The sequence below is a fragment of the Pseudomonas khavaziana genome, from assembly GCF_036704165.1.
Lineage (GTDB): Bacteria > Pseudomonadota > Gammaproteobacteria > Pseudomonadales > Pseudomonadaceae > Aquipseudomonas > Aquipseudomonas khavaziana.
On record NZ_CP129946.1, the window covers coordinates 3,412,466 to 3,438,766 of the forward strand.

General features: G+C 60.7%; 24 protein-coding genes. 10 read left to right on the forward strand and 14 right to left on the reverse strand.

What is annotated here, in order from left to right; all coding sequences use genetic code 11:
* The first annotated feature begins 1 nt into the window (after position 1).
* Both QYQ93_RS14935 and QYQ93_RS14940 read left to right on the forward strand, forming a co-directional pair.
* Entirely contained in the window at positions 2–1,144 is a 1,143-nt protein-coding gene (locus QYQ93_RS14935; RefSeq protein ID WP_338474916.1) for an MFS transporter, read from the forward strand.
* Positions 1,141–2,253 (forward strand): class II histone deacetylase, encoded by a 1,113-nt coding sequence (locus tag QYQ93_RS14940; RefSeq protein ID WP_338474917.1) that lies wholly within the window; start codon positions 1,141–1,143, stop codon positions 2,251–2,253. The genes QYQ93_RS14935 and QYQ93_RS14940 overlap by 4 nt, the downstream gene beginning before the upstream one ends.
* Here the strand turns inward: QYQ93_RS14940 and QYQ93_RS14945 are convergent.
* Positions 2,243–3,382 carry a glycerate kinase gene (locus QYQ93_RS14945; protein ID WP_043049906.1) on the reverse strand — a complete coding sequence of 380 codons (1,140 nt, stop codon included), beginning with the start codon at positions 3,380–3,382 and terminating at the stop codon, positions 2,243–2,245. The genes QYQ93_RS14940 and QYQ93_RS14945 overlap by 11 nt on opposite strands.
* Positions 3,383–3,482: 100 nt before the next feature.
* Positions 3,483–4,583, reverse strand: coding sequence for a sugar diacid recognition domain-containing protein (locus QYQ93_RS14950; RefSeq protein WP_338474918.1), 1,101 nt, complete (start codon positions 4,581–4,583; stop codon positions 3,483–3,485).
* A 157-nt stretch (positions 4,584–4,740) separates the two neighbouring features.
* Here QYQ93_RS14950 and QYQ93_RS14955 point away from each other — a divergent pair, with 157 nt between their 5' ends.
* Positions 4,741–6,051, forward strand: coding sequence for an MFS transporter (locus QYQ93_RS14955; RefSeq protein ID WP_338474919.1), 1,311 nt, complete (start codon positions 4,741–4,743; stop codon positions 6,049–6,051).
* A gap of 96 nt (positions 6,052–6,147) precedes the next feature.
* On the opposite strand, the gene QYQ93_RS14960 is transcribed toward QYQ93_RS14955, so the two are convergent.
* A complete protein-coding gene (locus QYQ93_RS14960; protein ID WP_338474920.1) occupies positions 6,148–6,852 on the reverse strand; it encodes an SDR family oxidoreductase in 705 nt (234 codons plus the stop codon).
* Positions 6,853–6,954: 102 nt separating this feature from the next.
* On the opposite strand from QYQ93_RS14960, the gene QYQ93_RS14965 reads away from it, so the two are divergent.
* From QYQ93_RS14965 to rarD, 3 genes are all read left to right on the forward strand, one after another.
* Positions 6,955–7,857 (forward strand): LysR family transcriptional regulator, encoded by a 903-nt coding sequence (locus QYQ93_RS14965; RefSeq protein WP_043049902.1) that lies wholly within the window; start codon positions 6,955–6,957, stop codon positions 7,855–7,857.
* Between the two features lie 81 nt (positions 7,858–7,938).
* The gene (locus tag QYQ93_RS14970) at positions 7,939–8,955 is read left to right on the forward strand and encodes an aldo/keto reductase (RefSeq protein WP_338474921.1); all 1,017 of its coding nucleotides are present in this window, start codon (positions 7,939–7,941) and stop codon (positions 8,953–8,955) included.
* Positions 8,956–9,156: 201 nt separating this feature from the next.
* Positions 9,157–10,038, forward strand: coding sequence for an EamA family transporter RarD (gene rarD, locus QYQ93_RS14975; protein ID WP_043049900.1), 882 nt, complete (start codon positions 9,157–9,159; stop codon positions 10,036–10,038).
* 56 nt (positions 10,039–10,094) lie between these two features.
* On the opposite strand, the gene hppD is transcribed toward rarD, so the two are convergent.
* A complete protein-coding gene (gene hppD, locus QYQ93_RS14980; protein WP_043049899.1) occupies positions 10,095–11,171 on the reverse strand; it encodes a 4-hydroxyphenylpyruvate dioxygenase in 1,077 nt (358 codons plus the stop codon).
* A 246-nt stretch (positions 11,172–11,417) separates the two neighbouring features.
* Positions 11,418–12,341 carry a DMT family transporter gene (locus QYQ93_RS14985; RefSeq protein WP_338474922.1) on the reverse strand — a complete coding sequence of 308 codons (924 nt, stop codon included), beginning with the start codon at positions 12,339–12,341 and terminating at the stop codon, positions 11,418–11,420.
* 77 nt (positions 12,342–12,418) lie between these two features.
* On the opposite strand from QYQ93_RS14985, the gene QYQ93_RS14990 reads away from it, so the two are divergent.
* Positions 12,419–13,306, forward strand: a complete 888-nt coding sequence (locus QYQ93_RS14990) for a LysR family transcriptional regulator (protein WP_338474923.1) — start codon at positions 12,419–12,421, stop codon at positions 13,304–13,306.
* Here the strand turns inward: QYQ93_RS14990 and QYQ93_RS14995 are convergent.
* Genes QYQ93_RS14995 through QYQ93_RS15015 form a run of 5 tightly spaced genes read right to left on the reverse strand, consistent with a single transcriptional unit; the run spans position 13,297 to position 19,119 of the window.
* On the reverse strand, positions 13,297–14,364 hold the full coding sequence (locus QYQ93_RS14995) for a fimbrial protein (RefSeq protein ID WP_124421728.1): 1,068 nt from the start codon (positions 14,362–14,364) through the stop codon (positions 13,297–13,299). The genes QYQ93_RS14990 and QYQ93_RS14995 overlap by 10 nt on opposite strands.
* Positions 14,361–15,107, reverse strand: coding sequence for a fimbrial biogenesis chaperone (locus tag QYQ93_RS15000; protein WP_338474924.1), 747 nt, complete (start codon positions 15,105–15,107; stop codon positions 14,361–14,363). Before QYQ93_RS15000 ends, QYQ93_RS14995 begins: the two co-directional genes overlap by 4 nt.
* The gene (locus QYQ93_RS15005; protein ID WP_338474925.1) at positions 15,107–17,728 is read right to left on the reverse strand and encodes a fimbria/pilus outer membrane usher protein; all 2,622 of its coding nucleotides are present in this window, start codon (positions 17,726–17,728) and stop codon (positions 15,107–15,109) included. The genes QYQ93_RS15000 and QYQ93_RS15005 overlap by 1 nt, the downstream gene beginning before the upstream one ends.
* A 2-nt stretch (positions 17,729–17,730) precedes the next feature.
* Positions 17,731–18,513: a fimbrial biogenesis chaperone gene (locus tag QYQ93_RS15010; protein WP_338474926.1), complete on the reverse strand. Its 783-nt coding sequence runs from the start codon at positions 18,511–18,513 to the stop codon at positions 17,731–17,733.
* 45 nt (positions 18,514–18,558) lie between these two features.
* A complete protein-coding gene (locus QYQ93_RS15015) occupies positions 18,559–19,119 on the reverse strand; it encodes a fimbrial protein (protein ID WP_043049894.1) in 561 nt (186 codons plus the stop codon).
* A gap of 294 nt (positions 19,120–19,413) precedes the next feature.
* Here QYQ93_RS15015 and QYQ93_RS15020 point away from each other — a divergent pair, with 294 nt between their 5' ends.
* Both QYQ93_RS15020 and QYQ93_RS15025 read left to right on the forward strand, forming a co-directional pair.
* The gene (locus tag QYQ93_RS15020) at positions 19,414–20,955 is read left to right on the forward strand and encodes an EAL domain-containing protein (RefSeq protein WP_338474927.1); all 1,542 of its coding nucleotides are present in this window, start codon (positions 19,414–19,416) and stop codon (positions 20,953–20,955) included.
* A 197-nt stretch (positions 20,956–21,152) separates the two neighbouring features.
* Positions 21,153–21,518: a histone-like nucleoid-structuring protein, MvaT/MvaU family gene (locus tag QYQ93_RS15025; RefSeq protein WP_043049892.1), complete on the forward strand. Its 366-nt coding sequence runs from the start codon at positions 21,153–21,155 to the stop codon at positions 21,516–21,518.
* A gap of 110 nt (positions 21,519–21,628) precedes the next feature.
* Here QYQ93_RS15025 and QYQ93_RS15030 read toward each other — a convergent pair whose 3' ends face one another.
* Complete coding sequence (locus QYQ93_RS15030; protein WP_043049891.1) at positions 21,629–22,165, reverse strand: DUF4946 domain-containing protein; 537 nt, start codon at positions 22,163–22,165, stop codon at positions 21,629–21,631.
* A gap of 176 nt (positions 22,166–22,341) precedes the next feature.
* Here QYQ93_RS15030 and gloA point away from each other — a divergent pair, with 176 nt between their 5' ends.
* Complete coding sequence (gene gloA / locus QYQ93_RS15035) at positions 22,342–22,863, forward strand: lactoylglutathione lyase (RefSeq protein WP_043049890.1); 522 nt, start codon at positions 22,342–22,344, stop codon at positions 22,861–22,863.
* 66 nt (positions 22,864–22,929) lie between these two features.
* Here gloA and ahpF read toward each other — a convergent pair whose 3' ends face one another.
* The 3 genes from ahpF to QYQ93_RS15050 all read right to left on the reverse strand — a co-directional run bounded on the left by ahpF (position 22,930) and on the right by QYQ93_RS15050 (position 26,256).
* On the reverse strand, positions 22,930–24,495 hold the full coding sequence (gene ahpF / locus QYQ93_RS15040; RefSeq protein ID WP_043049889.1) for an alkyl hydroperoxide reductase subunit F: 1,566 nt from the start codon (positions 24,493–24,495) through the stop codon (positions 22,930–22,932).
* 131 nt (positions 24,496–24,626) lie between these two features.
* A complete protein-coding gene (ahpC, locus tag QYQ93_RS15045) occupies positions 24,627–25,190 on the reverse strand; it encodes an alkyl hydroperoxide reductase subunit C (RefSeq protein WP_003191303.1) in 564 nt (187 codons plus the stop codon).
* 133 nt (positions 25,191–25,323) lie between these two features.
* Positions 25,324–26,256, reverse strand: coding sequence for a site-specific integrase (locus QYQ93_RS15050; RefSeq protein WP_043049888.1), 933 nt, complete (start codon positions 26,254–26,256; stop codon positions 25,324–25,326).
* Positions 26,257–26,301 lie beyond the last annotated feature (45 nt).

Below are 26,301 nucleotides of genomic sequence, written 5' to 3' on the forward strand. Positions count from 1 at the left end.
GATGCCCACACAACCCTATCGGCTGGCGGCAATCGTACTGTTTGCCGCGATCACTCCGACCATTTTGATGACTGCCCCCGCCGTGGCCGCGCAGCTGGCGAGCCAATGGCAACTGAACCCTGCGCGCATCGGTGACCTGTTTTCCGTTGAGCTGGGTGCCATGAGCCTGGCGACCTTGCCTGCCTGGTTTTGGCTCAAGCGGGTTGACTGGCCAAGCGCAGCCCTGGTCGCCGCGCTGGTGTTTATCGTGGCCAACCTGTTGTCAATGCTCGCCGACACTTACGCAGCTCTACTGTTGCTGCGCTTTGCCAGCGCCCTGGCTGGCGGCTCACTGATGATCATTTGCCTGGCCAGCGCCGCCGCCAGCGCCAATCCTGCTCGGGTCTACGGATTGTGGGTAATGGGGCAGTTGATTGTCGGCGCCCTCGGTCTTCTGGTACTGCCGGGGTTATTCGGACAGTTTGGCTTGAATGCCTGTTACCTGATCCTGGCGGGCTTGATGACCCTGTTGCTGCCTCTGGCCAAGGCGTTTCCTGCCGGTAGCCCTGTGGCAGAGGCAAGCAGCGGCTGTTCTTTGCCAGGCTCACGCTGCAAAGCAATGCTGGGAATCGGCGCAGTGCTGGGTTTTTACATCAGCCTCGGTGGCGTCTGGACCTTTATCGGTGCCTTGGGCGCCAATGCCGGGATCTCTGCGCCGCACAGCGGCCAAGTCCTTGCCATCGCCACACTGATGGGGATTGCCGGTGCCGCAAGCGCATCACTGATCAGCGCTCGCCTGCCGCGTGGAATGCTGTTGCTAGTGGGCTATGCGCTGATGGCGGCTGCCGTATTACTTTTACTCGGCCAGCCCACGCTGCTGCGCTTTGCCCTGGCGGCGCTGCTGTTCAAGTTCACCTGGACCTTCATCCTGCCGTTGGTCCTGGCCTGCCTGGCCGACCTCGATCACAGCGGCAAGCTGATGAACGCCTCCAACCTGGTGATCGGCGGTGGCCTGGCCATCGGCCCGGCGATTGCCGGGCGCCTGATCGAGGCCAGCGGCGGGTTCACCCTACTGCTGCTTGGCGCGGCCGTTATCACGCTACTGTCCCTGGTGATGATCCTCACCAGCCGTCCCAATTACCCCACTGAGCTGGAGCCGGTATGAAACGAACCACCGCATTTTTCTTCGATGAAATGAGCCTGTGGCACAGCGCCGGCGCCCACGCGCTGACCCTGCCCGTAGGCGGATGGGTACAGCCGCCGGCCGGCAGTGGGCATGCCGAATCACCGGAGACCAAGCGCCGCTTGAAAAGCTTGTTGGACGTGTCCGGACTGACCCACCATCTGCATCTGCGCAGCGCACCACCGGCCACCGAAGAGGACTTGCTGCGAGTCCACGGCCGCGCCTACCTGAAGCGCTTCAAGGCGCTAAGTGATGCAGGCGGCGGTGAGCTTGGCCCCCAGGCACCGATTGGACCGGGTAGCTATGAAATCGCGCAACTCTCCGCAGGCTTGACCCTCGCCGCCGTGGACGCCGTGCTCAAGGGGCAGGTGCATAACGCCTATTCGTTATCCCGGCCACCGGGGCACCACTGCCTGGCAGACAGTGCCATGGGCTTCTGCTTTCTCGCCAACATTGCCATCGCCATCGAAGCGGCCAAGGCCCATAACGGGCTCGGCAAAGTCGCCGTGATCGACTGGGATGTGCACCACGGTAACGGCACGCAATCGATCTTTGAGGAACGTGCCGATGTGTTGACGATTTCACTGCATCAGGATGCTTGCTACCCACCCGGCTACAGCGGCGAACAGGACCGTGGTCGCGGCGCTGGCCTGGGCGCGAACATCAACATTCCCTTGCCGCCGGGCAGTGGGCACGTCACCTATTTGCAGGCGATGGAACGCATCGTGGTGCCAGCCCTTGAGCGCTTCCAACCGGAGCTGATCATCGTCGCCTGCGGTTATGACGCAGGCGCCGTCGACCCTCTGGCGCGCATGCTGCTGCACAGCGAATCGTTCCGGCTGATGACCCGCACCCTGCGCCTGGCTGCCGAGCGCTTGTGCCAGGGCCGCCTGGTGTTGGTGCACGAAGGCGGCTACAGCGAGGCCTATGTACCGTTTTGTGGGTTGGCGACCCTGGAGGAACTGAGCGGCGTGCGCACGGCGGTGGACGACCCGATGCTGGAGTTTGTGCAGTTGCAGCAGCCCGCACAGGCGCTGCTGGAGTTTCAGGCACAGTGGGTGCAGCGGTTAGCGCGTGGGGTTAGTGATTAGATGCAAGGCGCCAAACGCGCGCGATGTCCGCAGCTCGCTCACATAATAGGCGCGGCGCCTCACGGCAGGCCTGCTCCAGGCTCATCGGCCCCGACGGCAAGGCAAATGCCGCATCCACGCCATGGGCATACATCTGCTCGTAACCCTCGCCCAATGTGCCGGCGATCACGATAACCGGTACGCCATGGCGCTGGGCGATGCGCGCCACACCAAACGGGGTCTTGCCGCGCAGGGTCTGGGCGTCGAAGCGGCCCTCACCGGTGATGACCAGGTCGGCGCCGCGTACGGCGTCATCAAGGCCGACCAGTTCGGCCACCACCTCCACCCCTGGGCGGAACTGTGCACCGAGAAAGGCCTTGGCGGCGAAGCCCAGGCCGCCGGCGGCGCCGCTGCCTGGTTGGTCACGTACGTCGTTGGCCAGCACCTGGGCGCAGTGGTCGGCGAAGTGGCCGAGGGCGGCGTCCAGTTGGGCCACTTGCTCGGGGCTCGCACCTTTTTGCGGGCCGAAAATTGCCGAGGCGCCGTGAGGGCCACATAGCGGGTTGTTGACGTCGGCGGCAATCTCAAAGCGCACCTGGGCCAGGCGCGGGTCGAGCGTGTCAAGACTGATACGCGACAGACGCGCCAACGCCAGGCCGCCTGGAGGCAGTGGCTGACTGGCTGCGTCAAGAAGTTGCACGCCAAGGGCCTGCATCGCCCCAGCCCCGCCATCATTGGTGGCACTGCCGCCAATCGCCAGGATGATGCGTTGCGCCCCAGCGTCCAGGGCGGCACGGATCAATTCACCGGTTCCGTAAGTGGTGCTGGAACACGCGTCGCGCTGCTCCGGCGCGACCAATTGCAAGCCGCTGGCCTCGGCCATTTCGATCATCGCGGTATGGCTGTCGGCCAACCAGCCCCACCGCGCCTCAACGGTGCCACCCAGTGGCCCTTGCACCATTTGCCGGCGCAACTCGCCGTTGCAAGCGGCAAGCACTGCGTCCACCGTTCCTTCACCCCCATCGGCCATAGGGCACTCGATCAACTGCGCATCCGGCCAGACTTGGGCCAACCCTTCGGCAATGGCCTGGGCAGTGCCTGCAGCACTGAGGCTGTCCTTGAATGAGTCGGGAGCGATGATGATCTTCATGATGGGCTTTCTCCGGTTTTTATAATGCCCATGCTGCCAGTTGGCTGGGGTAATGACGCCGGTCAATTGCACAGATGCGGACAGGGTTTGTTGGTCATTTCTACAAAGTCTGGGGCAACAACTGCACGCCCAGGTACAAGGCCAGCATGCCATCGAGCGTCAACGGGTCCACGCCGCTGAGTTCAGCAATGCGTTCCATGCGATAACGCAGGCTATTGCGATGAATGCCCAGCGCGTCTGCGCAGGCCTGGCTTTGCCCGTCGTGTTCGCACCAACTGCGCAGGGTGGCGAGCAGTTGCCCGTTGCTGTCCTTGGCCAGCACTTTGCGCAAAGGGTTGAGCAGTTCGTCGAGGGCATCGTCATTGCGGTGACGCCAGAGCATGACCGGCAGGCGATAACGGTTGAGGGTCAACAGCCGCATTTGCGGGAGGATATCGCGGCCATACGCAAGTAGATCGCCCACCCGGCGATAACAACGGCGCAGCCCCGCCAAGCCCTCCGCTTGCCCACCAATGGCAACGCGCAGGATGTTCCAACCCAGGCCGTCGAGCTTTTCCAGCAAGCGGGGGTTGTCGACCTGCAACGCGGCGGGTCGGCACCACAGCAGGGAAAACTGCGCAGGGCTGACACACCAACTGTCCGGGTAACGGCTGGTGAGCCATGTACTCAAGTCTTCCGCCGTTTGGCCCGGGCCCAGCTCGAACAGGTACGGCGTGCGCGACAGCTGCGGCTTGAGCCCCAGTTGCCGGGCTTCGTCTACCAGGCGTGGTGAGTCGCCACTGTCGGCCAGCAGCAAGGCCAGCAGATCATCGCAGCGCTGGCGCCGCCATTGCTGCTCGGCTTGCTGGTGGCGATGGCTGACCAGCATTTCAGCGGTCATGCGCACCAGTTCGGCATAGGTGCGCAGCCCGTCCGGTTCACCGGTGATGCCCAGCACACCGATCAGGCGTTGATCATGCAGCAACGGCAGGTTGATGCCCGGCTGCACGCCCTTGAGATGCTTGGCAGTCTGCCCATCGATCTCCACCACCCGGCCATTGGCCAGGACCAGCTGTGCGCCTTCATGGCGGGTATTGATGCGTTCCGGCTCGCCGCTGCCAAGGATCAGGCCCTGGCTGTCCATGACGTTGACGTTATAGGGCAGGATGGCCATGGTGCGATCGACAATCTCCTGGGCCAAGGCGTGATCGAGCTCGAACATGGGGCTAATTTCCTAAACCAGGTTGTTCACTGGCACAGCGCAAAGCCTGCTTCACTGTGCGCCAGCACAAAGACAGTCGCCCATCACGTCATCGAGACTGTCGGGGCGGTCAACGTTAACCTCGCACCGCGAAAAATCATAATAAAGAGAGATTCCCATGTCACAGAGCGCCACTTCCGCACTGGCCAGCGATGACGATAAAAACGCCATCTACAAGCGCATCACCCTGCGCCTGATCCCATTCATCTTTATCTGCTACCTGTTCAACTACCTGGACCGGGTAAACGTTGGCTTTGCCAAGTTGCAGATGCTCGATGCGCTGAAGTTCAGCGAAACCGTATACGGCCTGGGGGCCGGGATTTTCTTTATCGGCTACGTGCTGTGTGGCGTGCCGAGCAACCTGGCGCTGACCAAGTTCGGCCCACGGCGCTGGATCGCGTTGATGATGATCGTGTGGGGCACGCTGTCTACCTGCCTGCTGTTTGTGACCACGCCGACGCATTTCTACACGTTGCGCCTGTTTACCGGTGCCGCTGAAGCCGGTTTCTTCCCCGGTGTGGTGCTGTACCTCTCGCAGTGGTTCCCGACCTTCCGTCGCGGACGGATCATGGCGCTGTTCATGTCGGCGATCCCGGTGTCCGGCTTGCTCGGTAGCCCCTTCTCCGGCTGGATTCTCAACCACTTTGCCGCCGGTCAAGGTGGCCTGGCGGGCTGGCAGTGGATGTTCCTGCTGCAAGGCATCCCGACCGTGATCCTCGGCGCCCTCGCCTACTTCCTGCTCAGTGACAGCTTCGCCAACGCCAAGTGGCTCACGCCCCATGAGCGCGCAGTGCTGGAAGCCGACCAGGCCACGGACGTGGCGAACAAGCCTAAAACCACCAGCGATTCCCTGGCCGATGTTTTCAAGAACCCGGCGATCTGGGCATTTGGCCTGATCTACTTCTGCATCCAGAGCGGCGTGTATGCGATCAACTTCTGGCTGCCATCGATCATCAAGAACCTGGGTTTCAGCGATAACCTGGTGATTGGCTGGCTCAGTGCGATCCCGTATCTGTTGGCGGCAGTGTTCATGTTGCTGGTAGGCCGCTCGGCCGACTTGCGCAAGGAGCGTCGCTGGCACCTGGTGGTGCCAATGCTGATGGGTGCAATCGGTTTGCTGATTGCGGTGAACTTCGCCACCACACCGGCCATCGCCATCCTCGGCCTGACCATCGCTACCATGGGCGCCCTTACCGGACTGCCGATGTTCTGGCCGGTGCCTACCGCCATGCTCAGCGCAGGTGCCGCGGCGGGTGGCCTGGCGTTGATCAACTCCATGGGGCAGATGGCGGGCTTTCTCAGCCCGTATATCGTGGGGTTTGTGAAAGACGCCACCGGGTCCACGGATGTGGCGCTGTACCTGCTGGCGGCAGTGATTGTCGCCGGTAGTGTGCTGGCGTTGCGCATGACGCGGACCTTGAAGGCCTGACTGGGTTTAATGTGGAGGGGATTTAGTGTCAGTGAGCGCATCTGTGACTGAACCACCGCCATCGGGGCAAGCCCCCTCCCACACTTTGGCCTGTATCTACAGCAAACCGCCGCCATCGATATCGATAACGGCACCGGTCATGAAGCCGTTCTCCATGGCCAATACATACCCCGCCGCCACTTCTTCAGCCTGCCCTACCCGGCCAACCGGCAATGCCTCGCCGGTCTTGGCGAACATCGCCAAACGCTGCTCTTCGGCCAACCCTGCATAGGCTGGGGTATCGATCACTCCGGGGCTGATGACATTGACGCGACGCGGCGCCAGTTCCTTGGCCAGTTGCTTGCCCAAGGCTTCGGTCGCGGCGTTGATGCCGGTCTTGATGAGCTGCCCTGCTGCCAGCTTGCGCCCCAGTTGACCGGAAGTCAGGCTGATGCTGCCGTGCTCCCCCAAAAATGGCAGCGCCTGTTGAATCGCACGTAGGGCGCCCCAGAGTTTCACATTGAAATTGTCCTGGGCTTCGTCAAGGTCGGTTTCGCTCAAGATCCTGGCCCGCACCGAAGGCCCCGAGGTGTAGACCAGGTGGTCAAAGTGCCCCACCGTTTCGAACAAGCGCTGCAACGACGCGCTGTTGGTGACGTCCACCGGCTCACTGCGTACACCGTTGTCGCTGCCGGAGTTCAAGCGTCGTCCGGCCAGCACCACGCGCGCACCGCGAGCGGTGGCTGCCTGGGCCACTGCGGCGCCGATGCCGCTGCTGCCGCCAATCACGATGATGGTTTTACCGCTGAGGGAAGATGTCATGGGGAGAACTACCTGGATGAGAAAGTGAGCGTTGATCTTCCCAGCTTGGCAATCAGCAAAAAATCCCGGTAAAACGACAAGATCTTTAAAGGATTTTTAATAATGAGCTCAATTCTCGACCTTGAAGTCTTTATGCGCAGTGCCGACACCGGCAGCCTGACAGCCGCCGCCCGTGGGCTTGGCTTGACACCGGCAGCGGCCAGCATTGCCCTCAAGCGCCTGGAAGCCCGGCTCGGTATCCGCCTGCTGGCCCGTTCCACCCGCAGCATGCGCCTGACCGAAGAAGGCCGGCGTTATCTGGACAGCGTGCGGGTGGCGCTGGAAGCGTTGTCGGAGGGCGAACACGCCATCAAGCAACAGGGCCAAAGCCTCAGCGGTTTATTGCAGCTGGCGGCACCTTCGGATTTCGGCCGCAATGTGTTACTGGGCTGGCTGGATGAGTTCAAGCTTGTGCACCCGAATATCCGCCTGCAACTGCTGCTCAACGACAGCAATGCCGACTTGTTTCGAGATACCGTCGACATTGCCCTGCGCTTTGGCGTACCAAGGGACTCCAGCCTGGTAGCATTGCCGGTGGTGCCCGGCCACCAACGCATGGCCTGCGCCAGCCCTGACTACCTCGCGCGCCACGGCACACCGCGCACGCCGGCGGACTTGGCGCAGCACAGTACGTTGCGCTACATGCGCCGCGGGCAGGCCAATAGCACGTGGTACTTCCGCCAGGGCGCGCTGCTCCAGGAGGTCGACGTCAGCGGCGATTACCTCAGCGACGATGGAGAAATCGTCCGCCGCTGGGCGCTGGCGGGCCACGGCATCGCCTATAAAGCCAATCTGGATATTGCCCGTGATATCCAGGCCGGTCGGCTGGTAGCGCTGTTGCCCGACTGGCAGGGCGAGCCGACCCCTTTCAACCTGATGTGCCCCCACCGTCTGCAAGTGTCGGAACGGGTGAAAGTGCTACACCGTTTTCTACAGGCCCGCTGCCAGACGTTACTGGGTGCATGAACAAACACGCCCAGGGCTTGTTCCAGAGGCGTCGGTTCTGGTATTGCAGTACTCACGTTTCCCTGCGATGAGGTGCTCTCCATGATTTACCGCACACTGGGCCAATCCGGGTTGAAGGTCAGCGCATTGACCCTCGGCACCATGATGTTTGGCGAACAGACCAGTACCGAAGACTCGCTGCGCATCATCGACAAGGCCTGGGACCAGGGCATCAATTTTATCGACACCGCCGACGTCTACACTGGCGGGCGCTCCGAAGAGATCGTCGGCGAAGCCATTGCGCGCAATCGCCAGGATTGGATCGTGGCCAGCAAAGTCGGCTTCGGACCCGCCGACGGCTTGCCCAACCGCAGTGGTTTGAACCGCAAGCGTATTTTCAACGCCGTGGAAGCCAGCCTTGGGCGCCTGGATACCGAGTACCTGGACATCTACTACCTGCACCGTGAAGACCATGACACGCCGCTGGAAGTGACCGTGTCGGCCATCGGCGACCTGATCCGCCAAGGCAAGATCCGCTATTGGGGCCTGTCCAACTACCGCGGTTGGCGTATCGCCGAGGTGATTCGGATGGCCGAGCGTCTTGGGGTGGATAAACCCGTCATCAGTCAGCCGCTATACAACATCGTCAATCGCCAGGCCGAGGTCGAGCAAATCACCGCGGCGGCTGCCTACGGGTTGGGCGTGGTGCCCTATAGCCCGCTGGCCCGAGGGGTGCTCAGCGGCAAATATGCGCCGGACGTGACGCCCGAGCCCGGCAGCCGGGCCGCACGCCAGGACAAGCGTATCCTGGAAACCGAATGGCGGACGGAGTCGTTGCGCATCGCCCAGCAGATCCAGCAATACACCCAAGGGCGTGGCGTGGGCATGGTCGAGTTTGCCATTGCCTGGGTATTGAACAATTGCGCGGTGAGTTCCGCGATTGTCGGGCCACGCACCGAGGCGCAATGGGATGCGTACACCGGGGCGCTGGCGGTGAATATCACTACTGAAGACGAGGCATTTATTGATTCCTTGGTCACACCCGGGCACTCATCCACACCAGGGTTCAACGATGTCGGCCATTTCGTCTCAGGCCGTGTGGCGTGGCGAGTTGGCTGAGATCTACCTGATGCATGGAGATTAAAAGGTGAGCGGGGGTTGCTCCCGGTAGCGGTGCTGCAATCGGTTCATCTGTAGCTGCCACACTGCCTATCAGGAGCAAGACGAATCGTCGCCCGCCCCTGCCACATTTTATTTCTCGCAAAAACCGCCATACTCCGCCCCTGGAACTGGATATGAATCGGCTTTCGCGAGGGCAGCGTGTCTAAAGGTGTTGTGTTATCGGTATTGGCCTCAGTGTTGTTTGCCGTGATGTATTACTTCACGTCATTGCTCACTCCTCTGAGCGGCCTGGAAATTTTCGGTTGGCGCATGCTGCTGACAGTGCCATGCATGACGGTGTTCATGATCGTCAGCGGTGAATGGCGAAGGGTGTTGGAACTGCTGCGCATGCTTGCGACCAAGCCACGCCTGGTCGGCGGTGTGCTGGTCTCTTCTGCCTTGCTGGGCGTGCAATTGTGGCTGTTCATGTGGGCGCCGCTGAATGGGCGCAGCCTGGATGTGTCGGTGGGGTATTTCCTGTTGCCGCTGACCATGGTGCTGACGGGGCGCCTGGTCTATGGCGAACGCTTGTCGCGGCTGCAGCAGATCGCGGTGGTGCTGGCCGCGCTCGGCGTTTTGAATGAGCTGTACCAGGCCGGTGGTTTTTCCTGGGCAACCCTGGTGGTGATCATCGGTTACCCGGTGTATTTCGTCGTGCGCAAGTACCTGACCACCGATCACTTGGGTGGTTTGTGGCTGGACATGGCACTGATGCTGCCGGTGGCGTGGTGGTTTGTGCAGAACGGCGAACAGGGTTTTGCCGTGCTCGATCTGTACCCCAAGCTGTACGCCTTGATTCCGATGCTGGGTTTGATCAGTGCCTCGGCGCTGGTGAGCTATATCATTGCCAGTCGCTTGCTCGCATTCAGCCTGTTTGGGCTGCTCAGCTACGTCGAGCCGGTGTTGCTGCTGGCGGTGGCGCTATTGCTGGGGGAAGGCATCGAGGGTGGCCAATGGCTGACTTACATTCCCATCTGGCTGGCGGTGATGGTGCTGGTATATGAAGGGTTCAAGCATTTGGTGCGTCAGCGCAAAGCTTGATTGGCGCGCGATAAAAAGCCCGATCGAGTGTTGACCTCGACCGGGCTTGTTCAGCCTCACTCGGCAGTCAATACACCACGACGCACCTGATCACGCTCAATCGACTCGAACAGCGCCTTGAAGTTACCCTCGCCGAACCCATCGTCGCCTTTGCGCTGGATGAATTCAAAGAACACCGGCCCCATCAGGGTTTCCGAGAAAATCTGCAGCAGCAGGCGCTTGTCGCCCGCGACCGACGAACCATCCAGCAAGATGCCACGCGATTGCAGTTGGTCCACCGGTTCACCGTGGTTGGGCAGGCGGCCTTCCAGCATTTCGTAGTAAGTGTCCGGCGGCGCGGTCATGAAGCGCATGCCAATCTTCTTCAGCGCGTCCCAGGTCTTGACCAGATCGTCGGTGAGGAATGCTACGTGCTGGATGCCCTCGCCGTTGAACTGCATCAGGAACTCTTCGATCTGCCCGGCGCCCTTGGAGGATTCTTCGTTCAACGGGATGCGGATCTTGCCATCAGGCGCGCTCATGGCCTTGGAGGTCAGGCCGGTGTATTCGCCCTTGATATCGAAATAACGGGCTTCACGGAAGTTGAACAGCTTCTCGTAGAAATTGGCCCAGTAGATCATCCGGCCGCGATAGACGTTGTGGGTCAGGTGATCGATGACCTTGAGGCCGGCGCCGACTGGGTTGCGGTCAACACCTTCGAGGTAGACGAAGTCGATGTCATAGATCGAGTTGCCTTCGCCGAAACGGTCAATCAGGTACAACGGCGAACCGCCGATGCCTTTGATCGCCGGCAGGTTCAGCTCCATCGGGCCGGTTTCTATGTGGATCGGCTGGGCCCCCAGTTCAAGGGCACGGTTGTAGGCCTGCTGCGAATCCTTGACGCGAAACGCCATGCCGCACACGGACGGGCCGTGTTCGGCCGCAAAGTAGGCCGCCAGGCTGCCCGGTTCGTTATTGAGGATCAGGTTGATCTCGCCCTGGCGATACAGGTGCACATCCTTGGAACGGTGGGTCGCCACCTTGGTGAAGCCCATGATCTCGAAGATCGGCTCCAGCGTACCGGGGGTGGGCGAGGCGAATTCGATAAATTCAAAGCCCATCAGGCCCATTGGGTTTTCGTATTGGTCGGTCATGTTCGGTGCCTCATCATTCTTGTGGGTAGCAATTGTTTAGTTGCAAGCAAGGATGAGGTCCGAGGGTGGCGCGCAGGAGAGGCCTCGCACGCTGCGGGCGAGGAAGTCACCAAAGATGAGTGGGGAGCCAAGTAGCTTCATGGTGTCATCAGTCTCTGACGGCCGAGGCTTGCGTGAGCGCAAGTCCATATTCTTGTATGCGTAAATCGATTCTACACAGCGTAAACCAGTTTGTCCGTACTCTTATCAAATCCCTGTTGCCCTGGCCCGTGCAAGAGGTTTATTGCACAAGTAGATGCCCAACAGGATGACCGCGCCACCCGCCAGCATCGGCGCCGTCAAGGCTTCGTCCAGCAGCAACGTGCCGCATATCACCGCCGTCAGCGGGTTGAGGGCGATGAACACACCGGAGCGGGTCGCGCCGATTCGCCGGATGCCGTCGTAATAACCAATATAGGCCAGGGCCGAACCCAGCACACCCAGGTACAGCAGGCTGTACCACTGCGCCGGCAGTAGCGCGCTGACACCTTGAAGCGTCAGCCGGCCAGTGGCGAGGGTAGCAAGGGTTAACATCAGGGTGCCCCACAGCACCGACCAAGTGACGGTTTGCACCGGTCCCAACATCTGGTTGAGCTCCCGGGACAGCAGCGAATAGGCACCCCAGGCGATTACGCAACCCAGGATCAACAGGTCACCGACCCAAGCGTTGCGCGCTCCCTGCAGGAGGTTGGGGTTGCGGCTCACAATCACCACCGCCGCCCCCAGCAGGCACAGCCCGATGCCCAGCCACTTGGCCCGGCCCAGGCGCTCGTTGAACAACAGCCACGATGTCAAGCCAATCACTGCCGGGTTTAATGCCACGATCAATGACGCCCGCGACGCATTGATGTAGTGCAACCCATAGAAAAAACACAGGTTGTAGAAAAAGATGCCGCATAACCCCAGCAGCATCAGCCGTGCCATTTGTCTTGTACTTGGGCGGGCCAGCGGGATCCGTGTGCAGGCCAGGAACAGCAGCAGCGCCAGGCTGGCCAGGATAAACCGCAGGCAGGCTGCGAGCAGCGGGTCCACTTGATCGGCCAGAAAGCGCCCGGCGACGAAGGTCCCGCCCCAGATCATGGTGACAGCGGCCAGCTTCAGGTAAGTGAGGCCTTCGCGGGCAGGATGCATAAGAATGTGCTCAACGTGAGAGAGGATGGCGTTATTCTTTGGCTAATGATCAGTCATCGTAAAATGAGGCTTTACTCATGACCCTGACCCAGCTGGAAATCTTCTCACTGGTTGCCGAACTGCGCGGCTTCACCAGCGCGGCGCATCGCCTGGGCATCAGCCAGTCGGCCGTGTCCCATGCGATCAAGGCCCTGGAGCAGGAGCTGGGGGTGGAGTTATTTCGCCGTCATCAGACCCTGGTGGAACTGAGTGATATCGGCGAGCAGTTGCTCGGGCGGGCGCGGGGCATGCTGGGCCTGGCCAATACCTTGCAACAGGAAGCCGCCGATGCCCGCGGGATGAAGCGCGGCACGCTGCGCATAGGCTCGTTCGGGCCAACCGCTTCGAACCACTTGCTGCCGACTATCCTCAGCCATTTTCGCCGGGACTACCCGGGTATCGAGGTGCATGTGGACGAAGGACCAGACCGGCAGGTCATCCAATGGCTGGATCAGCGCCGGGTGGATGTGGGCTTCGTGGTACTGGAGCAGGAACGCTTCGACACCGTGGCCCTGCTCGAAGACCAACTGGTGGCGCTGATACCGGTCGACCATGCCTTGGCGGCAAGCACGGCGGTACCCTTGCACGCGTTGTGCGATGACCCGTTCATCCTCACCGAGGCAGGCTCCTTAGAGCTGGTCACGCGTTTGTTCGATCAAGCGCAGCTGCAGCCCAAAGTGCGGTATCGCTGCACCCAGTTGCTCAGCACCTTGGAGGCGGTCAGCCGCGGCGACGGCCTGAGCATCGTGGCCCAGGGCTCACTGCCGACCTATGCCCACCCGCGCTACCTTGCCCGCCCCTTGTCGCCGAGCGTACGGCGGCGCATAGGTCTGGCGGTGCTGGATCGGCGCCAGGCCTCACCCGCTACCCTGGCGTTTATCGCGCTGGCGCAAACGCTGTACCCCGATCCCGCAACTCACCGGTAACTCAGGGTAAACGAGGCCAGGCCGTTGGCGGTCCCGGGCTTGATGGTCGATGCGGTTTGAACGTAGCGGGCGGTCAAGGGAATCGTCAGGGTACCGTTGCCCGTGCTTGCGACCTGCCATTGGTTCGGATTGCCCACGCCGGAGGAATCGGGGCCGTAGCTCACCAACCGGTCGCCACTGAGCAGTTGCAGGGCGACGCCACGGGCGCCCGAGTCGCGGGTCAGCGACAACTGGTTACTGCGGTTGCCGGGGTCTGTCTGGTCCGTCACGGTGATCCAGACATCGAGGTTGCCACCGGTGCCGCCGGCACAGTCCAGGGTTATGTTGCGACTGACGCTGCCGGCGTGGCTGCCCACTCCCTTGAAATCGCGGCTGGGCACCAGCCCCAGCGGCATTGCAAGCGACGGCGTGGTCACCCGGCAAGTCGGTTTTTGCGGCGGCAGTATCACCGTATCGGCAAAGTTGACCGAGCCAGCGCCGGGGCTCTCGATACTGACGTTAGTCAGCACATACCTGGCGACTGTGTTTCCAGGGAGGGTGCCCGACGTGATCGGGCCCGTTGCCACCAGGTATACGCGCCCTTGCAGGCCCCAGCCATTGGGTTTGTTGTGCTTGGCGTCCAACAGTGTGACGCCGGTGTGGGTGATGACTTTAAAATCCCGGGACGGATCCCCGGCCATCATGACGAATCCGACGCCAGGATAGCTGGTCGCGTAGACGGGCAACGTCAGCCCATTGGCGTTGAACGTCATGCCGGTTGCCGGCGAATTGACCACGCTGAGGTTGGCCGACACCGGCTGCGACAATGGCCAGTCGGTGTAGCGACACTGCATGACAAAGCCATTGCTGGCAAAGTCATAACCGCTCGGGTAGCCAATCGCCTCGCCCACTTGCAGGTTGTTAGGCAAGGTGATGGGTGGGAAAGACAGCGTCACGGGGGCTTGCGGGGTACAGACGCCTGCATTGAAATGCGCCTGTGCGTCCATGGTGAATGCGCAAGCACCCAGGCACGCGCCAATCGGTAAAAGCCTGCTCAGAAACAATTGAACACCGTTCATAGCGCCAACTCCTTACTGCGGCCAACAACCGCCGTGTGCTCGCGTGTCGTGCCATGGTCATCCAGGGTGGTAAAACGCACCGCGCCCGTCCCCTGCCCCGTCGGCGCCCGGCCCTTCAACAGGATGCGGGCAACCGACTGCGGCAACAGCATCGGCGGGTCTTCACTGCAATACTCCAGCCCGTCGATGGTCAGTAACACGCTGGAAAGACTCACATGGAAGGCGCTCGGGTTGCGCACCTGCACCGCGCCGTCGTCCGCCAGGTGCCACTGCAACCTTCCCACCGCCTGCTGGGCCTGGCCTGACAAGGCGTCCGGGCGCAGGAACAGCTTGATCCGTGTGCGAAAGGCAAATTGGAGCTGGTTGCCGGTGTCGACAGACGGCCTGATCCCCAGCACATTCAGCCAGTACACCGACTCTTGAGACGCGGCAATAGCCTTGCCTTGAGGTGCGTGGTACATCACCCGCAATACGCGGCGCTGGCCGGCATCCAGGCGCAGGATCGGCGGCGTGACTGTAAAGGGCACATCACTCAATTCAGGCACGACGTGCGGGTCGCCCGCATCAATCCACACCTGGACCAATCGCGGGCCGTCGGCTTCATTGCGCAGGTTGACCGTCACTCCCGGTGCGCTGGCCATATAAATGATGCGGGTGCGGTCAATGACGATTTCCCCATGGACCAGCACGGCCTGTACCGACATGGCGATGCCGAACATGGTATTGAACAGTCGCTTGCTCATCAGCTGCGCTCCTTGTCCGCGCCGCCGTGGTCCGAACACTGGCTGACCAACTGGTCCGCGTTTTCCTGGCGTTGTCCGGGCCTGCGCGGGGGTAAACGGTAGTGGATAAAGCACTGGTCACCCGCCCCTGCATTCCAGCGCACAGTCAACCGGCCCTGGTCGGCGACTCCGCGCACAAAGGCCTTGCCCGCCTGGCCGATCACTCCAATTTCAGTGCCGCGTTCGTCAAACACCTGGGCGGCAAATGGCAGCGGCTGGCCGTTCATATGGGTGGCCTTGATCACCACGGCACGGCCACTGACGGTCTCGAACCTGACCAGTGAGACCGCCCCCAGCGTCGGCACCACGGCGTGACTCGATTCCTTGAGTTCCACATCCATGGGCATGCCCTCGGGATCGATATCCACGTCATTGCGCTGATAAGCTCTGAGGGCTGGCAGCACCGCATAGCCCTGCTTATTGATACGCGCCCCGCTGCTGCCGAGCCGGGCATCTTGTGCATCCGGCGCATACACCAGTGCCGAGGCTTCACCGAGATTCTGCGAAAAGGTTACGCCACCCCCGTGGGCAATCAGCCCGCCGTCGGCACTCATGGACAGTTGCGCGCTGTCGCGGGCCTGGGCATAGCCAGCCCTCAGGCTGGCAGCGCGGCTACGATAGCCGGCGTAGGCATTGAAGCTGGAGCCTTCCTGGTGGCCGGTGCCACGGCTTCCGGTCAGCCCGTAGTTGGCTTCACCGGCGTTGCCCAGCACACCATTGATCCCCACCTGATGTTGGCTGCCGCGTGAATCGCCAGCATCGCGCGACAGGCTGCTGCTCAAGGTCGGCGCACGCGTTCCCGCGCCCAATGGCATGGACAGTGTCAGCACCAGGTGATTATCCACGCGCCCGGCCTGCGCGGAGCGGCCAAAAAAGATCTCGTCGCTGCGCTCGTGATCGCTCAATGGGTGGGTTTCACTGACGCGCGAGCGCTGCGCCGAGAGGTTCCAGTTGAGTGACTTCCAATTGGCTGCGTAACTGAGGGTGAAGGATGTCTGGCGCCCTTGGCGGCCCGCCCAGTAGTCGATGGAACTGCCATACAGGCTCAGCGAGCCTGCGCCCAGTTGTTGGCTGATTGTCAGGTCGAGGCGGCTTTTCTGCCTGGCGTAACTATTGATACTTGCGCCTTGGTGGGCCAGTTCGCGCACATTAAGCGCGTCAGGCAGGTTCAGGTAACCGGCCGTGGAGAAACGGTAGGCACCCAGCGCAAAGTGCGTCCCCGAGAACGGCAGGTTCTTGTTATAGGCCAGGCCCCAGCTTTGCCCTCCGACGACCCCCAGCCCCTGTACCTGGGTGCGCGAGTGGGTGCTGTCGAGGGAGAACGCGCCAATCGCGGTACTCATCGCCAGGCCGGCCTTGCCCTGGCCGTAGCCTTGGGAAAACGTGCTGCCACCATAGGCGCTCAGGCGATCACTCAAGCCATGCTGCAGCGTACCCTGGAAGATCAAAGGGCTGGCGTCGCTGACACCCTGTTGCTGCAACTGTCCCAGGGTGGCGCTGTAGTGGCTGGCACCGTCACGCAACAGGTAGGGCGCCACGGAGTATGGCACGATGAAGGTGCTGCGCCGACCGTCAACCTCAGTGACGCTGACGTGCAGGTCGCCACCATACCCGGTGGGGTACAGGTCATCGATGACAAACGGCCCTGGGGCCACTGTAGTCTCGTAAAGCGTGTAGCCGTTCTGGCGCACCGTCACGGTTGCATTGCTGTCGGCAATGCCGCGCACCTGAGGCGCATAGCCTTGTTGCGACTGGGCAAGCATGCGGTCATCGGTGGCCAGGGTTATGCCGCGTACACGCACACCGTCGAGGATCTGGCCACTGCTGAAGCTGTCGCCGACGGTCAGTTGTGAACGCCAGGCGGCAAGGGGCCGTTGCAGGTAGGTGGCGGTGTGTTGATAAGGTGCCAGGCCGCTACTGGATGCCCATGCCTGTCCACCCTGATGGCGTAGCCGCCAGTCGCCCAGGTTGAGACCGCCGTTGAGGCCCAGGTAGCCACGATCCTCACCGGTGCCCGCCGTCGCCGTCGCGGCACTGAAGTTGTAGTTGAGCAGCGCGGCGTCAATGCCGTTGTCCCACTGAGACGGGTCAATGTAGCCGCGCGCGGAGCGATTGATATAGATCTGGGGGATGCTGACATCCAGGGTCAGGGTCTCGATATCGACGCGGCTGCTGGCCATGGGGATCCACTCGGCAAAATCCCGACAGGCATGCTCGGTGTTATCCCCCAGCGCCTGCACAGAAACCCCCAGTTGGCCAAGCTCGGCAGCGTTCAGGCAAGGCTGAGCGTCGTCCTGCCCGGCACGGGTAACGAAGGTGATCTCGCGACGTCCCATCGATTGCCCGTTGAGCATCACATCCACGCGATAGACACCCGGCGTCAGCACGTTACTGGTATTGAACCGTGAGATATCCGCCGAAGAGGACAGGCCGCTGGTGAACGCCTCGATGTCGAACAACAGGGGGGCGGCCTCTGCCGACATTATCAAGGTGCTGAGCAGGCCCAGCCATAACAGCACCCTGGGGTTGGCGAACAGCCAGGCAGTGACGCGGTGAACGGGTATTTGCAGTAAGGCATACATGATCAGAACTTCAGGAGAGCACGCTGCGGCACGGAGAATGCGCCGTAATCATTGATGTATTTGAAATGCACCTGGGCGTCCGCGGGTATTGCCTGTACGACGTCCCTGACGGGCAGCTTCAAGCTGCCGCCGGGGGCCACCATGCCCTCTCCCGCCGGTAACAGGCGGGCACCCGGACCCGAACCCATGGCCAAGGCAACCTCATTGAAGGTCACGTGATAAGCCGATGGGTTGTGCACTTCCAGTAGCGGCCCCTGGGCACTCCGGTGCAGGGACCAGCGTAATTGGGTGGGCGCCTCGTCCGCGGAGCCCGGCAATTGCGCCGGGCGGAAAAACACTTTGGTGCGGATACGAAAAGCGAACTGCAGGTGGTTGGAGGAGGCCTCTTGCGGACTGTCCGGTGCGACGTTGACCTTGGGCGGTATCTCCAGGGCGTTGAGCCAGAACAACGATTCGCGGTCAGCCGGCAGCGGATCCTGGGTATAGACCAGTCGCACCACCTGACTTTTGCCTGCGTCCATGCGGAACACTGGCGGCGAAAGGCTGAACGGCACCTCGCTGTCGGAGGGGGCTTGCGCCGGGTCGCCCTGGTCCAGCCACACTTGCACCAGGCGCGGCGCTCGCTGATCGTCATTGGTCAGGCGCAGCGTGATTTCCCGACGCTGCTGCGGATAGATGTGCCGCGTGCCGTCGATCACTACGCCGGCGTGAGCGGCGGACAGCAACCCGACACTGATCAGCAGTGCGCTCAGCAGGGGGTTCAATAGCAATGTCCGGGCAAGCATTTGGTCTGTCCTTGCCTGGCGCACGGCCAGGCAACCGGGCCTCGATCAGGGGAACGTCACCGAATACAGCACTTGCGTACTGACCGGGCCTGGCGTCGCAGTGCCCGTGGCAATGTATTGGGCAGCAAAGGGCAGCGACACCTCGCCGCTTGCAGGGACTTTCGCGGGGCTCGAGTTCTGGCCCAGGCGCAGGTCCATGGGCCGGTGGGTGACGCCGTCCACGAGTTGCACTTCAACGAAGGTGGCAGGTTCCGGCTTTGCCGGTGCCTGGTTGACCAGGTTGCCGGTCGCCGGGTTGATCGCGGGACTGCTGCTCTCATACATCACAGCGACAGTTGTATCCTTCGGGCAGGAACCGACATGAATGTAATAGGGTTTCGCCCCGGCCGTCTGGCCTGGCGCCTTGAGCGCGCTGGCCTGGACCTTGTTGAGCGGCACCGAAAAATCCGGGCTGGTGCCGGGCGCCGAGCCCGTGCCACCGCTGATGCTGCAGGTGGTGCCGGTAATTTCACCGGTCAAGGTGATCTTCCCGTCTGCGGCAACAGCAGGCAGGGCGGCAACGCCGGTGACCGCCAGAAATACAACGGCCAATGCGATAGTTTTCATTGCAGATACTTCCTAGTGAATGTCATTAAAAGTGTTGCAAGCCAAGACACGACAATCGAAGGGCGAGACGGGACCGTCCCGCCAAAATTGGGCTGAGTGGCTGTGAAAGAGGCTGTAGGGGTTAAGTGCTACTGAGTCTCTTACGTTTTGCAACGAAGTTTATGTTGCCAAGTCGAAGTGCCCGCCACAACTGACCGAACGGCTAGGTCAGCAGGTTTCAAACAAGCGAGCAGCGCCGCGAAATGCCATCTATCATCGCCATAGCCCACTCTCTTTTTGCGATTGATTGCCTCTATGCCCCTGACCGCCAAAGGTCCACGAAGCCGAGCCGCCCGCTATTTCATCAGCACGCTCTGCGGGCTGCTGCCCGTTCTGCTGGGGGTTGTAATTCTTTACTGGCAAGCCGAGCGCACGCTTGAGCAAAGCACGGCCCAAACCGCTCAAGAAGCGGTGCGCCAGTTCGACCTGATGCTCGACAATACCGCCCTCGCCGCCCAATCTTTGTTGCCTTTGGCGGGTAAGCCATGTGACAGCCAGGCACAATTGGCGCTGCGCGAACAGGTGACGCGCCGTCCGTTTGTACGCGCCACCACAGTGTCCTGGCAGAAAAACATTTATTGCAGTTCGCTGTTCGGCGGCAATCATCTGTCGCCGGTCAACCCGAATGACTATGTGAATGGCCGGCTGTGGCTGATGAACGGCAACCCTGTCACGCCAGATACCGCGCTGCTGGTCTATCGCCTGGTGGAAGGCGACCAGGGCGCGTTCGCCTCGGTTGACAGCTACCACCTGACCAACGCCTTGCGCTTGATCAGCCGTTACACCCATCTGGTCTTGCAAGTCGGCCCCCATTGGCTGGATGCCGAGGGCAAGGTGCATGACAGCGTGGTACCGGAATTTGCCGTGGCCCATCATCATCTGGCGTCCGAGCGTTATGACTACAGCGTCGAGGCGGGTATGCCCGAGGGGGAAACCTGGCGTTATATGCAGGCCCGCTATCCGGCGTTGTTCAGCCTGGTGGTGTTCTTCGGTGTACTGGCGGGCATCCTTGCGCATTGGCTGCAAAAACGCTCGTCCGCCCCCACCCAGGAATTGCAGCGTGCGTTGAGTGCCAACGAATTCATCCCGTATTTCCAGCCAGTGGTACGCGGAGACACGCGTCAATGGGCAGGCTGTGAAGTGCTGATGCGCTGGAAACATCCCAAAGAGGGCCTGGTGCGCCCCGACCTTTTTATTCCCCTGGCCGAAGACTCGGGCCTGATCGTGCCGATGACCCGCGCCCTGCTGCGCCAGACCGCTGCGCAACTGGCGCCCCACGCCGCGCGTTTCAGCCCAGGCTTCCATATTGGCGTGAACATCACCGCACGCCATTGCCAGGACCTGGCGTTGGTGGAGGACTGTCGGCAGTTCCTGGCCGCCTTCCCCCCTGGCCAGGTAAGCCTGGTGCTGGAGTTGACCGAACGCGAGCTGATCGAGCCCACCGATATCACCCGCCAATTGTTCGATGCCCTGCACCAGTTGGGTGTGCTGATCGCGATCGATGACTTTGGTACCGGCCACTCCAGCCTGGCTTACTTACGCAACTTCAATGTCGATTATTTGAAGATTGACCAAAGTTTTGTCGCCATGATCGGTGTGGATGCGCTGTCGGGGCACATTCTGGACAGCATCATAGAACTGTCCGGCAAGCTGGACCTTGGCATTGTTGCCGAGGGCGTGGAAACAGCACAACAATGCGAATACCTCGTTGCCCAAGGTGTGGATTTCTTACAAGGCTATCTGTTCGGCCGGCCGTTACCCTGTGACGAGTTCATTAACTCGTTGAGCAATCATTGAATAGCCCCGCGTCAGCGTCGATGAAAGATTGTTCTTTTGACGAAAGACATGATTTACTCGAGATGATTTAACTACTACAATTTTTCCTACCTGTGCAGAATTCGCAGAGGGTGTTTTCCGTTGAGTTATCTTAACGTTCCTGGCTGATTGCTTTGTCTGCCGTTGATATCAGCAACTACACTATTGGAGTACAGATTTTGTCCAGACTCGCCGAATTTCGCGCAGCAGAAAAAGCCCTTCAAGAGCAGCTTGCGCAGCTGGAATCCTTGAAGAACGACGCAGGCCTGAAGAAAGAAATCGAATTCGAAGAAAAGCTCAAGAAGCTGATGGACAGCTACGGCAAAAGCCTGCGCGACGTCATCGCCATTCTTGACCCAACCCCACGCAAAGGCGGCACATCAGTTGCCGCTGCGCCAAAACAACGGCGTGCACGGGTCGTCAAGGTCTACCACAACCCGCATACCGGCGAGCTGATCGAGACCAAGGGCGGCAACCACCGCGGCCTTAAAGCCTGGAAAGAAGAGTACGGTGCCGCCACTGTAGACTCCTGGCTTCGGGGCTGATCAACAGCCACTAAAACAGAGCCCCGCTTACGCGGGGCTTTTGCTTTATGGGTTCGAAAGCGAACTTGTCTGACCCTCAACATTGTTCACATTCGCTCAACTTGGGCGGGTCATAACTTCAGGCTATTACGCACCGAACTCACTTCATCCTTGCTCGCCTCATAGGCTTGCACCTGGCCTGCGTATGAAAAGACATAGGCTCTATCGACATCCACTGCAGCGACTAATGTTTGTGACAGAACGTGCCGCCCATTCTCGGTAATCACACAAGTAGTTTCGAGCGCTTCAAGACGACTTAATGTGCTGGGATGCATCTTGCTGCACACGCTTTGATAACCGCTTCGGGCAAAATCCTTCTGGATGGATTTGCGCATCTCCAGCAATACGCCTGGAAGATTAACTTCATGTCCGGTTTCAATCGGTGTACCAGTCAACTCCATAACCATCAGGGTCGCGCCATTTTCATCATTCTTGATCGCACGCTGGCGCGACACCGCTTGGGGCTTGGCGGGTGTTTCGCCGTCAGGCACGACTTCCTCGACCTGCCAGCCACTGGGCCAGTGAATCTCCGGGTCGGCGGCCAGAACCAACGGACTGGACAGCAACCCACACACAGCGCTCAACAGCAATCTACGAAACTCGATCATTGCAAAAAACACCCAAGGTTCAAGCAGCAAAGTTTGCGGCCCAGCCGGTGCGGGTCGCAAGGGCCGCGTGCGCTTTTTCATTTGGCGCAGCGGGCAGGCCTTGCGTATCATGGTCCGGCTGCACGGAGGCTGCCGCAAGCCAAGGGACCGCTTTGCCCCATTTTTCCGGAGGGCCCATGAGCCTGCACGATCTGAATACTTTCCCGGGCGTCACCGCCCAGCCTGATACCGCTACGACGAACTTCGTGTTCAACCACACCATGCTGCGGGTCAAGAACATCACCCAGTCACTGGATTTCTACACCCGTGTCCTGGGGTTTTCCCTGGTTGAAAAACGCGACTTCCCGGAAGCCGAGTTCAGCCTGTACTTCCTGGCCCTGGTGGACAAGGCCCAGATCCCGGCCGACGCCGCCGAGCGCACCCAGTGGATGAAGTCGATCCCGGGCATCCTGGAACTGACCCACAACCATGGCACTGAAAACGACGCCGACTTCGCTTATCACAACGGCAATACTGACCCGCGTGGCTTTGGCCATATCTGCATCTCGGTGCCGGATATTGTCGCGGCATGCGAGCGTTTTGAAGCACTGGGCTGCGACTTCCAGAAGCGCCTGACGGATGGCCGCATGAAGAGCCTCGCCTTCATCAAGGACCCGGATGGCTACTGGGTCGAGATTATCCAGCCAGCGCCGATGTAAACCTCACTCCGACAGAACACAAAAAGCCCCACGAGCAATCGTGGGGCTTTTTTTTCAACGGTTCGGTTATGCCGGAGCCGACGTACGAATCAAGTGATCAAAGGCACTCAACGAAGCCTTGGCCCCCTCACCCACCGCGATCACAATCTGCTTGTAAGGTACGGTAGTGACGTCACCGGCGGCAAACACGCCTGGCAATGAGGTCTCGCCACGGGCATCGACGATAATCTCGCCGCGCGGAGTCAGCTCTACAGTGCCCTTGAGCCAATCGGTGTTGGGCAGCAGGCCGATCTGAACAAAGATACCTTCCAGGTCGAGGGTCTTGAACTCGCCACTGTCGCGATCCTTGTAGGCAAGGCCGGTGACTTTCTGGCCGTCGCCCTTGACTTCACTGGTCAGCGCGCTGGTAATCACATCCACGTTCGGCAGGCTATAGAGCTTGCGTTGCAATACCGCATCAGCGCGCAACTTGCTGTCGAACTCAAGCAGCGTGACATGGCTGACAATCCCGGCCAGGTCAATGGCAGCCTCAACGCCGGAGTTACCGCCGCCGATCACCGCCACGCGCTTGCCCTTGAACAATGGGCCGTCGCAGTGCGGGCAAAAGCAAACGCCCTTGGCCTTGTATTCCTGCTCGCCCGGAACGCCCATCTCTCTCCAGCGGGCGCCAGTGGCCAGGATCACAGTCTTGGACTTGAGGGTCGCACCGCTTTCGAAGCGAATTTCGTGCAACTCACCAGGATTTTTCGCCGGAATCAGGCTACTGGCACGCTGCAAGTTCATGATGTCCACGTCGTACTGGCGCACATGCGCTTCCAACGCGCTGGCCAGCTTCGGCCCTTCGGTTTCCTGTACCGAGATAAAGTTCTCAATGGACATGGTGTCCAGTACCTGGCCACCAAAACGCTCGGCGGCGACACCGGTACGAATGCCTTTGCGCGCCGCATAGATGGCTGCCGAAGAACCGGCCGGGCCACCGCCGACGACGAGTACGTCAAAGGCGTCTTTGGCGCTGATCTTTTCCGCGGCTTTTTCGATGCCGCTGGTGTCGAGCTTGGCAAGGATTTCTTCCAGGCCCATGCGGCCCTGGCCGAAGTTGACCCCGTTCAAGTAGACACTCGGCACCGCCATGATCTGGCGCTCGTCGACCTCGGCCTGGAACAGCGCACCGTCGATGGCGACGTGGCGGATGTTCGGGTTCAGCACGGCCATCAGGTTCAAGGCCTGGACCACGTCCGGGCAGTTCTGGCACGACAGCGAAAAATAAGTCTCGAAGCTGAACTCGCCTTTGAGGGCACGAATCTGTTCAATCACCTCGACACTGGCCTTCGACGGGTGGCCACCGACCTGCAGCAGGGCCAGCACCAACGAAGTGAATTCATGGCCCATGGGGATGCCGGCGAAGCGCAGGCTGATATCGGCACCCGGGCGGTTGATGGAGAACGATGGCCTGCGCGCATCATTGCCATCGGTTTTCAGGGTAATCAGCGTGGTGAGGCTGATGACATCCTGCAAAAGAGCAAGCATTTCCTGGGATTTCGCGCCGTCATCGAGGGAGGCGACGATCTCGATCGGCTGGGTGACCCGTTCCAGGTATGACTTCAACTGAGCTTTAAGATTGGCGTCCAACATACGGGCGATTTCCTATTGATTCGGTTTATTGCAAACAAAAAAAACGCCCGAGCGAATCTCGCCCGGGCGTTTTGAGGGCGGATGCAGCTTACTTAAGTGCGGATTCCCGCCCTTGATACGTCTTCACAGACTTAGATCTTGCCGACCAGGTCCAGGGACGGCGCCAGGGTGGCCTCGCCTTCTTTCCACTTGGCTGGGCAGACTTCGCCTGGGTGGGCAGCGACGTATTGAGCAGCCTTGATCTTGCGCAGCAGCTCGGAAGCGTCACGACCAACACCGCCGTCGTTCAGTTCAACGATCTTGATCTGACCTTCTGGGTTGATCACGAAAGTACCGCGGTCTGCCAGGCCAGCTTCTTCGATCAGCACGTCGAAGTTGCGCGAGATGGTCAGGGTTGGGTCGCCGATCATGGTGTACTGGATCTTGCCGATGGCTGGCGAAGTGTTGTGCCAGGCAGCGTGGGCAAAGTGGGTGTCGGTGGAAACACTGTAGATCTCGACGCCCAGTTTCTGGAATTCGGCGTAGTTGTCAGCCAGGTCTTCCAGTTCGGTTGGGCAGACGAAAGTGAAGTCGGCTGGGTAGAAGAACACCACCGACCACTTGCCTTTCAGGTCAGCGTCGGTCACATCGACGAAGCTGCCGTTTTTGAAAGCAGTGGCTTTAAACGGTTTTACTTGGCTGTTGATGATAGGCATCGTTGACTCTCCGTCAGGGGTTAGTAAGTTGATGAGGTGAATCCTACCGGCTCTCTCGGTCGATGGCTCATTGGCAAACCTGATGTTGACGATTGGCTTTCTCTATCAGGTAACAGTATTAATAGAAGAAATCTCACAACAGCGGTTGGGTGGCCAGGGTCATACCAAGAAATGGCGTCGCTTCAACATAGCGCATGGCGGATTTCATGTCGCTCCAACCGACGTAACTCATCAGTGACTTCAAATCCCACCCACTGCGATGCGCCCAGGTAGCGAAGCCCCGGCGCAGGGAATGGCTGGTGTATTGCGCAGCCGGAATGCCTGCGCGCTCAAGGGCCTGGCGCAATAAGGGGATCACACTGTTGGGGTGCAAGCCCTCCTCGCCCAGGTTGCCCCAGCGGTCAATGCCGCGGAAGACCGGGCCGCGCACCAGGGCCGACGCGCTGATCCACTCGCTGTAGGCCTGTACTGGGCACAGGCGCAGCAGCGCTGGGGTCTGGTAAGTCTTGCCGAGATTGTCTCGGTCGCTTTTGCTGCGGGGCAGGTAGAGGCTGATGCCGGCACCGGGCACTACCTGGACATGCTCGATACTCAACCGACATAGCTCATCACTGCGAAAGCCGCGCCAGAACCCCAGCAGGATCAGTGCGGTATCGCGTTTGGCGCGTAGTAATCGAGGGATGTCCTGATCCGCAGCGGCCTGCGTGGCCTCACTTTCGAGGGACGTTACTACCTGCTCCAAGTGCTTGAGCTGCAAAGGCTCGGCCTGTCTTTCTCGCACCGGATGCACCGCACGGATCCCCTTGAGCACCTTGCGCACCACCGGCGCCTTGGTCGGGTCGGCGAAGCCTTGGCTGACATGCCATTGCGACAAAGCCGAGAGCCGCAGCTTAAGAGTGTTCACCGCCAGCACGCCGGCGTGCGCCACAAGGTAACGCGCCACGCTGTCACTGGTGGCGGGCAGGAACCCGCCCCACGTCACTTCGAAATGCTCGATGGCCGCCCGATAGCTGCGGCGCGTGTTGTCGCGGGTGGCGGCGTTGAGATATCGGTCCAGGTCGCTCATAGGCGTCTTTCGTACTGTTTGCGGGAGGGTTGGCAAGGAAAATGG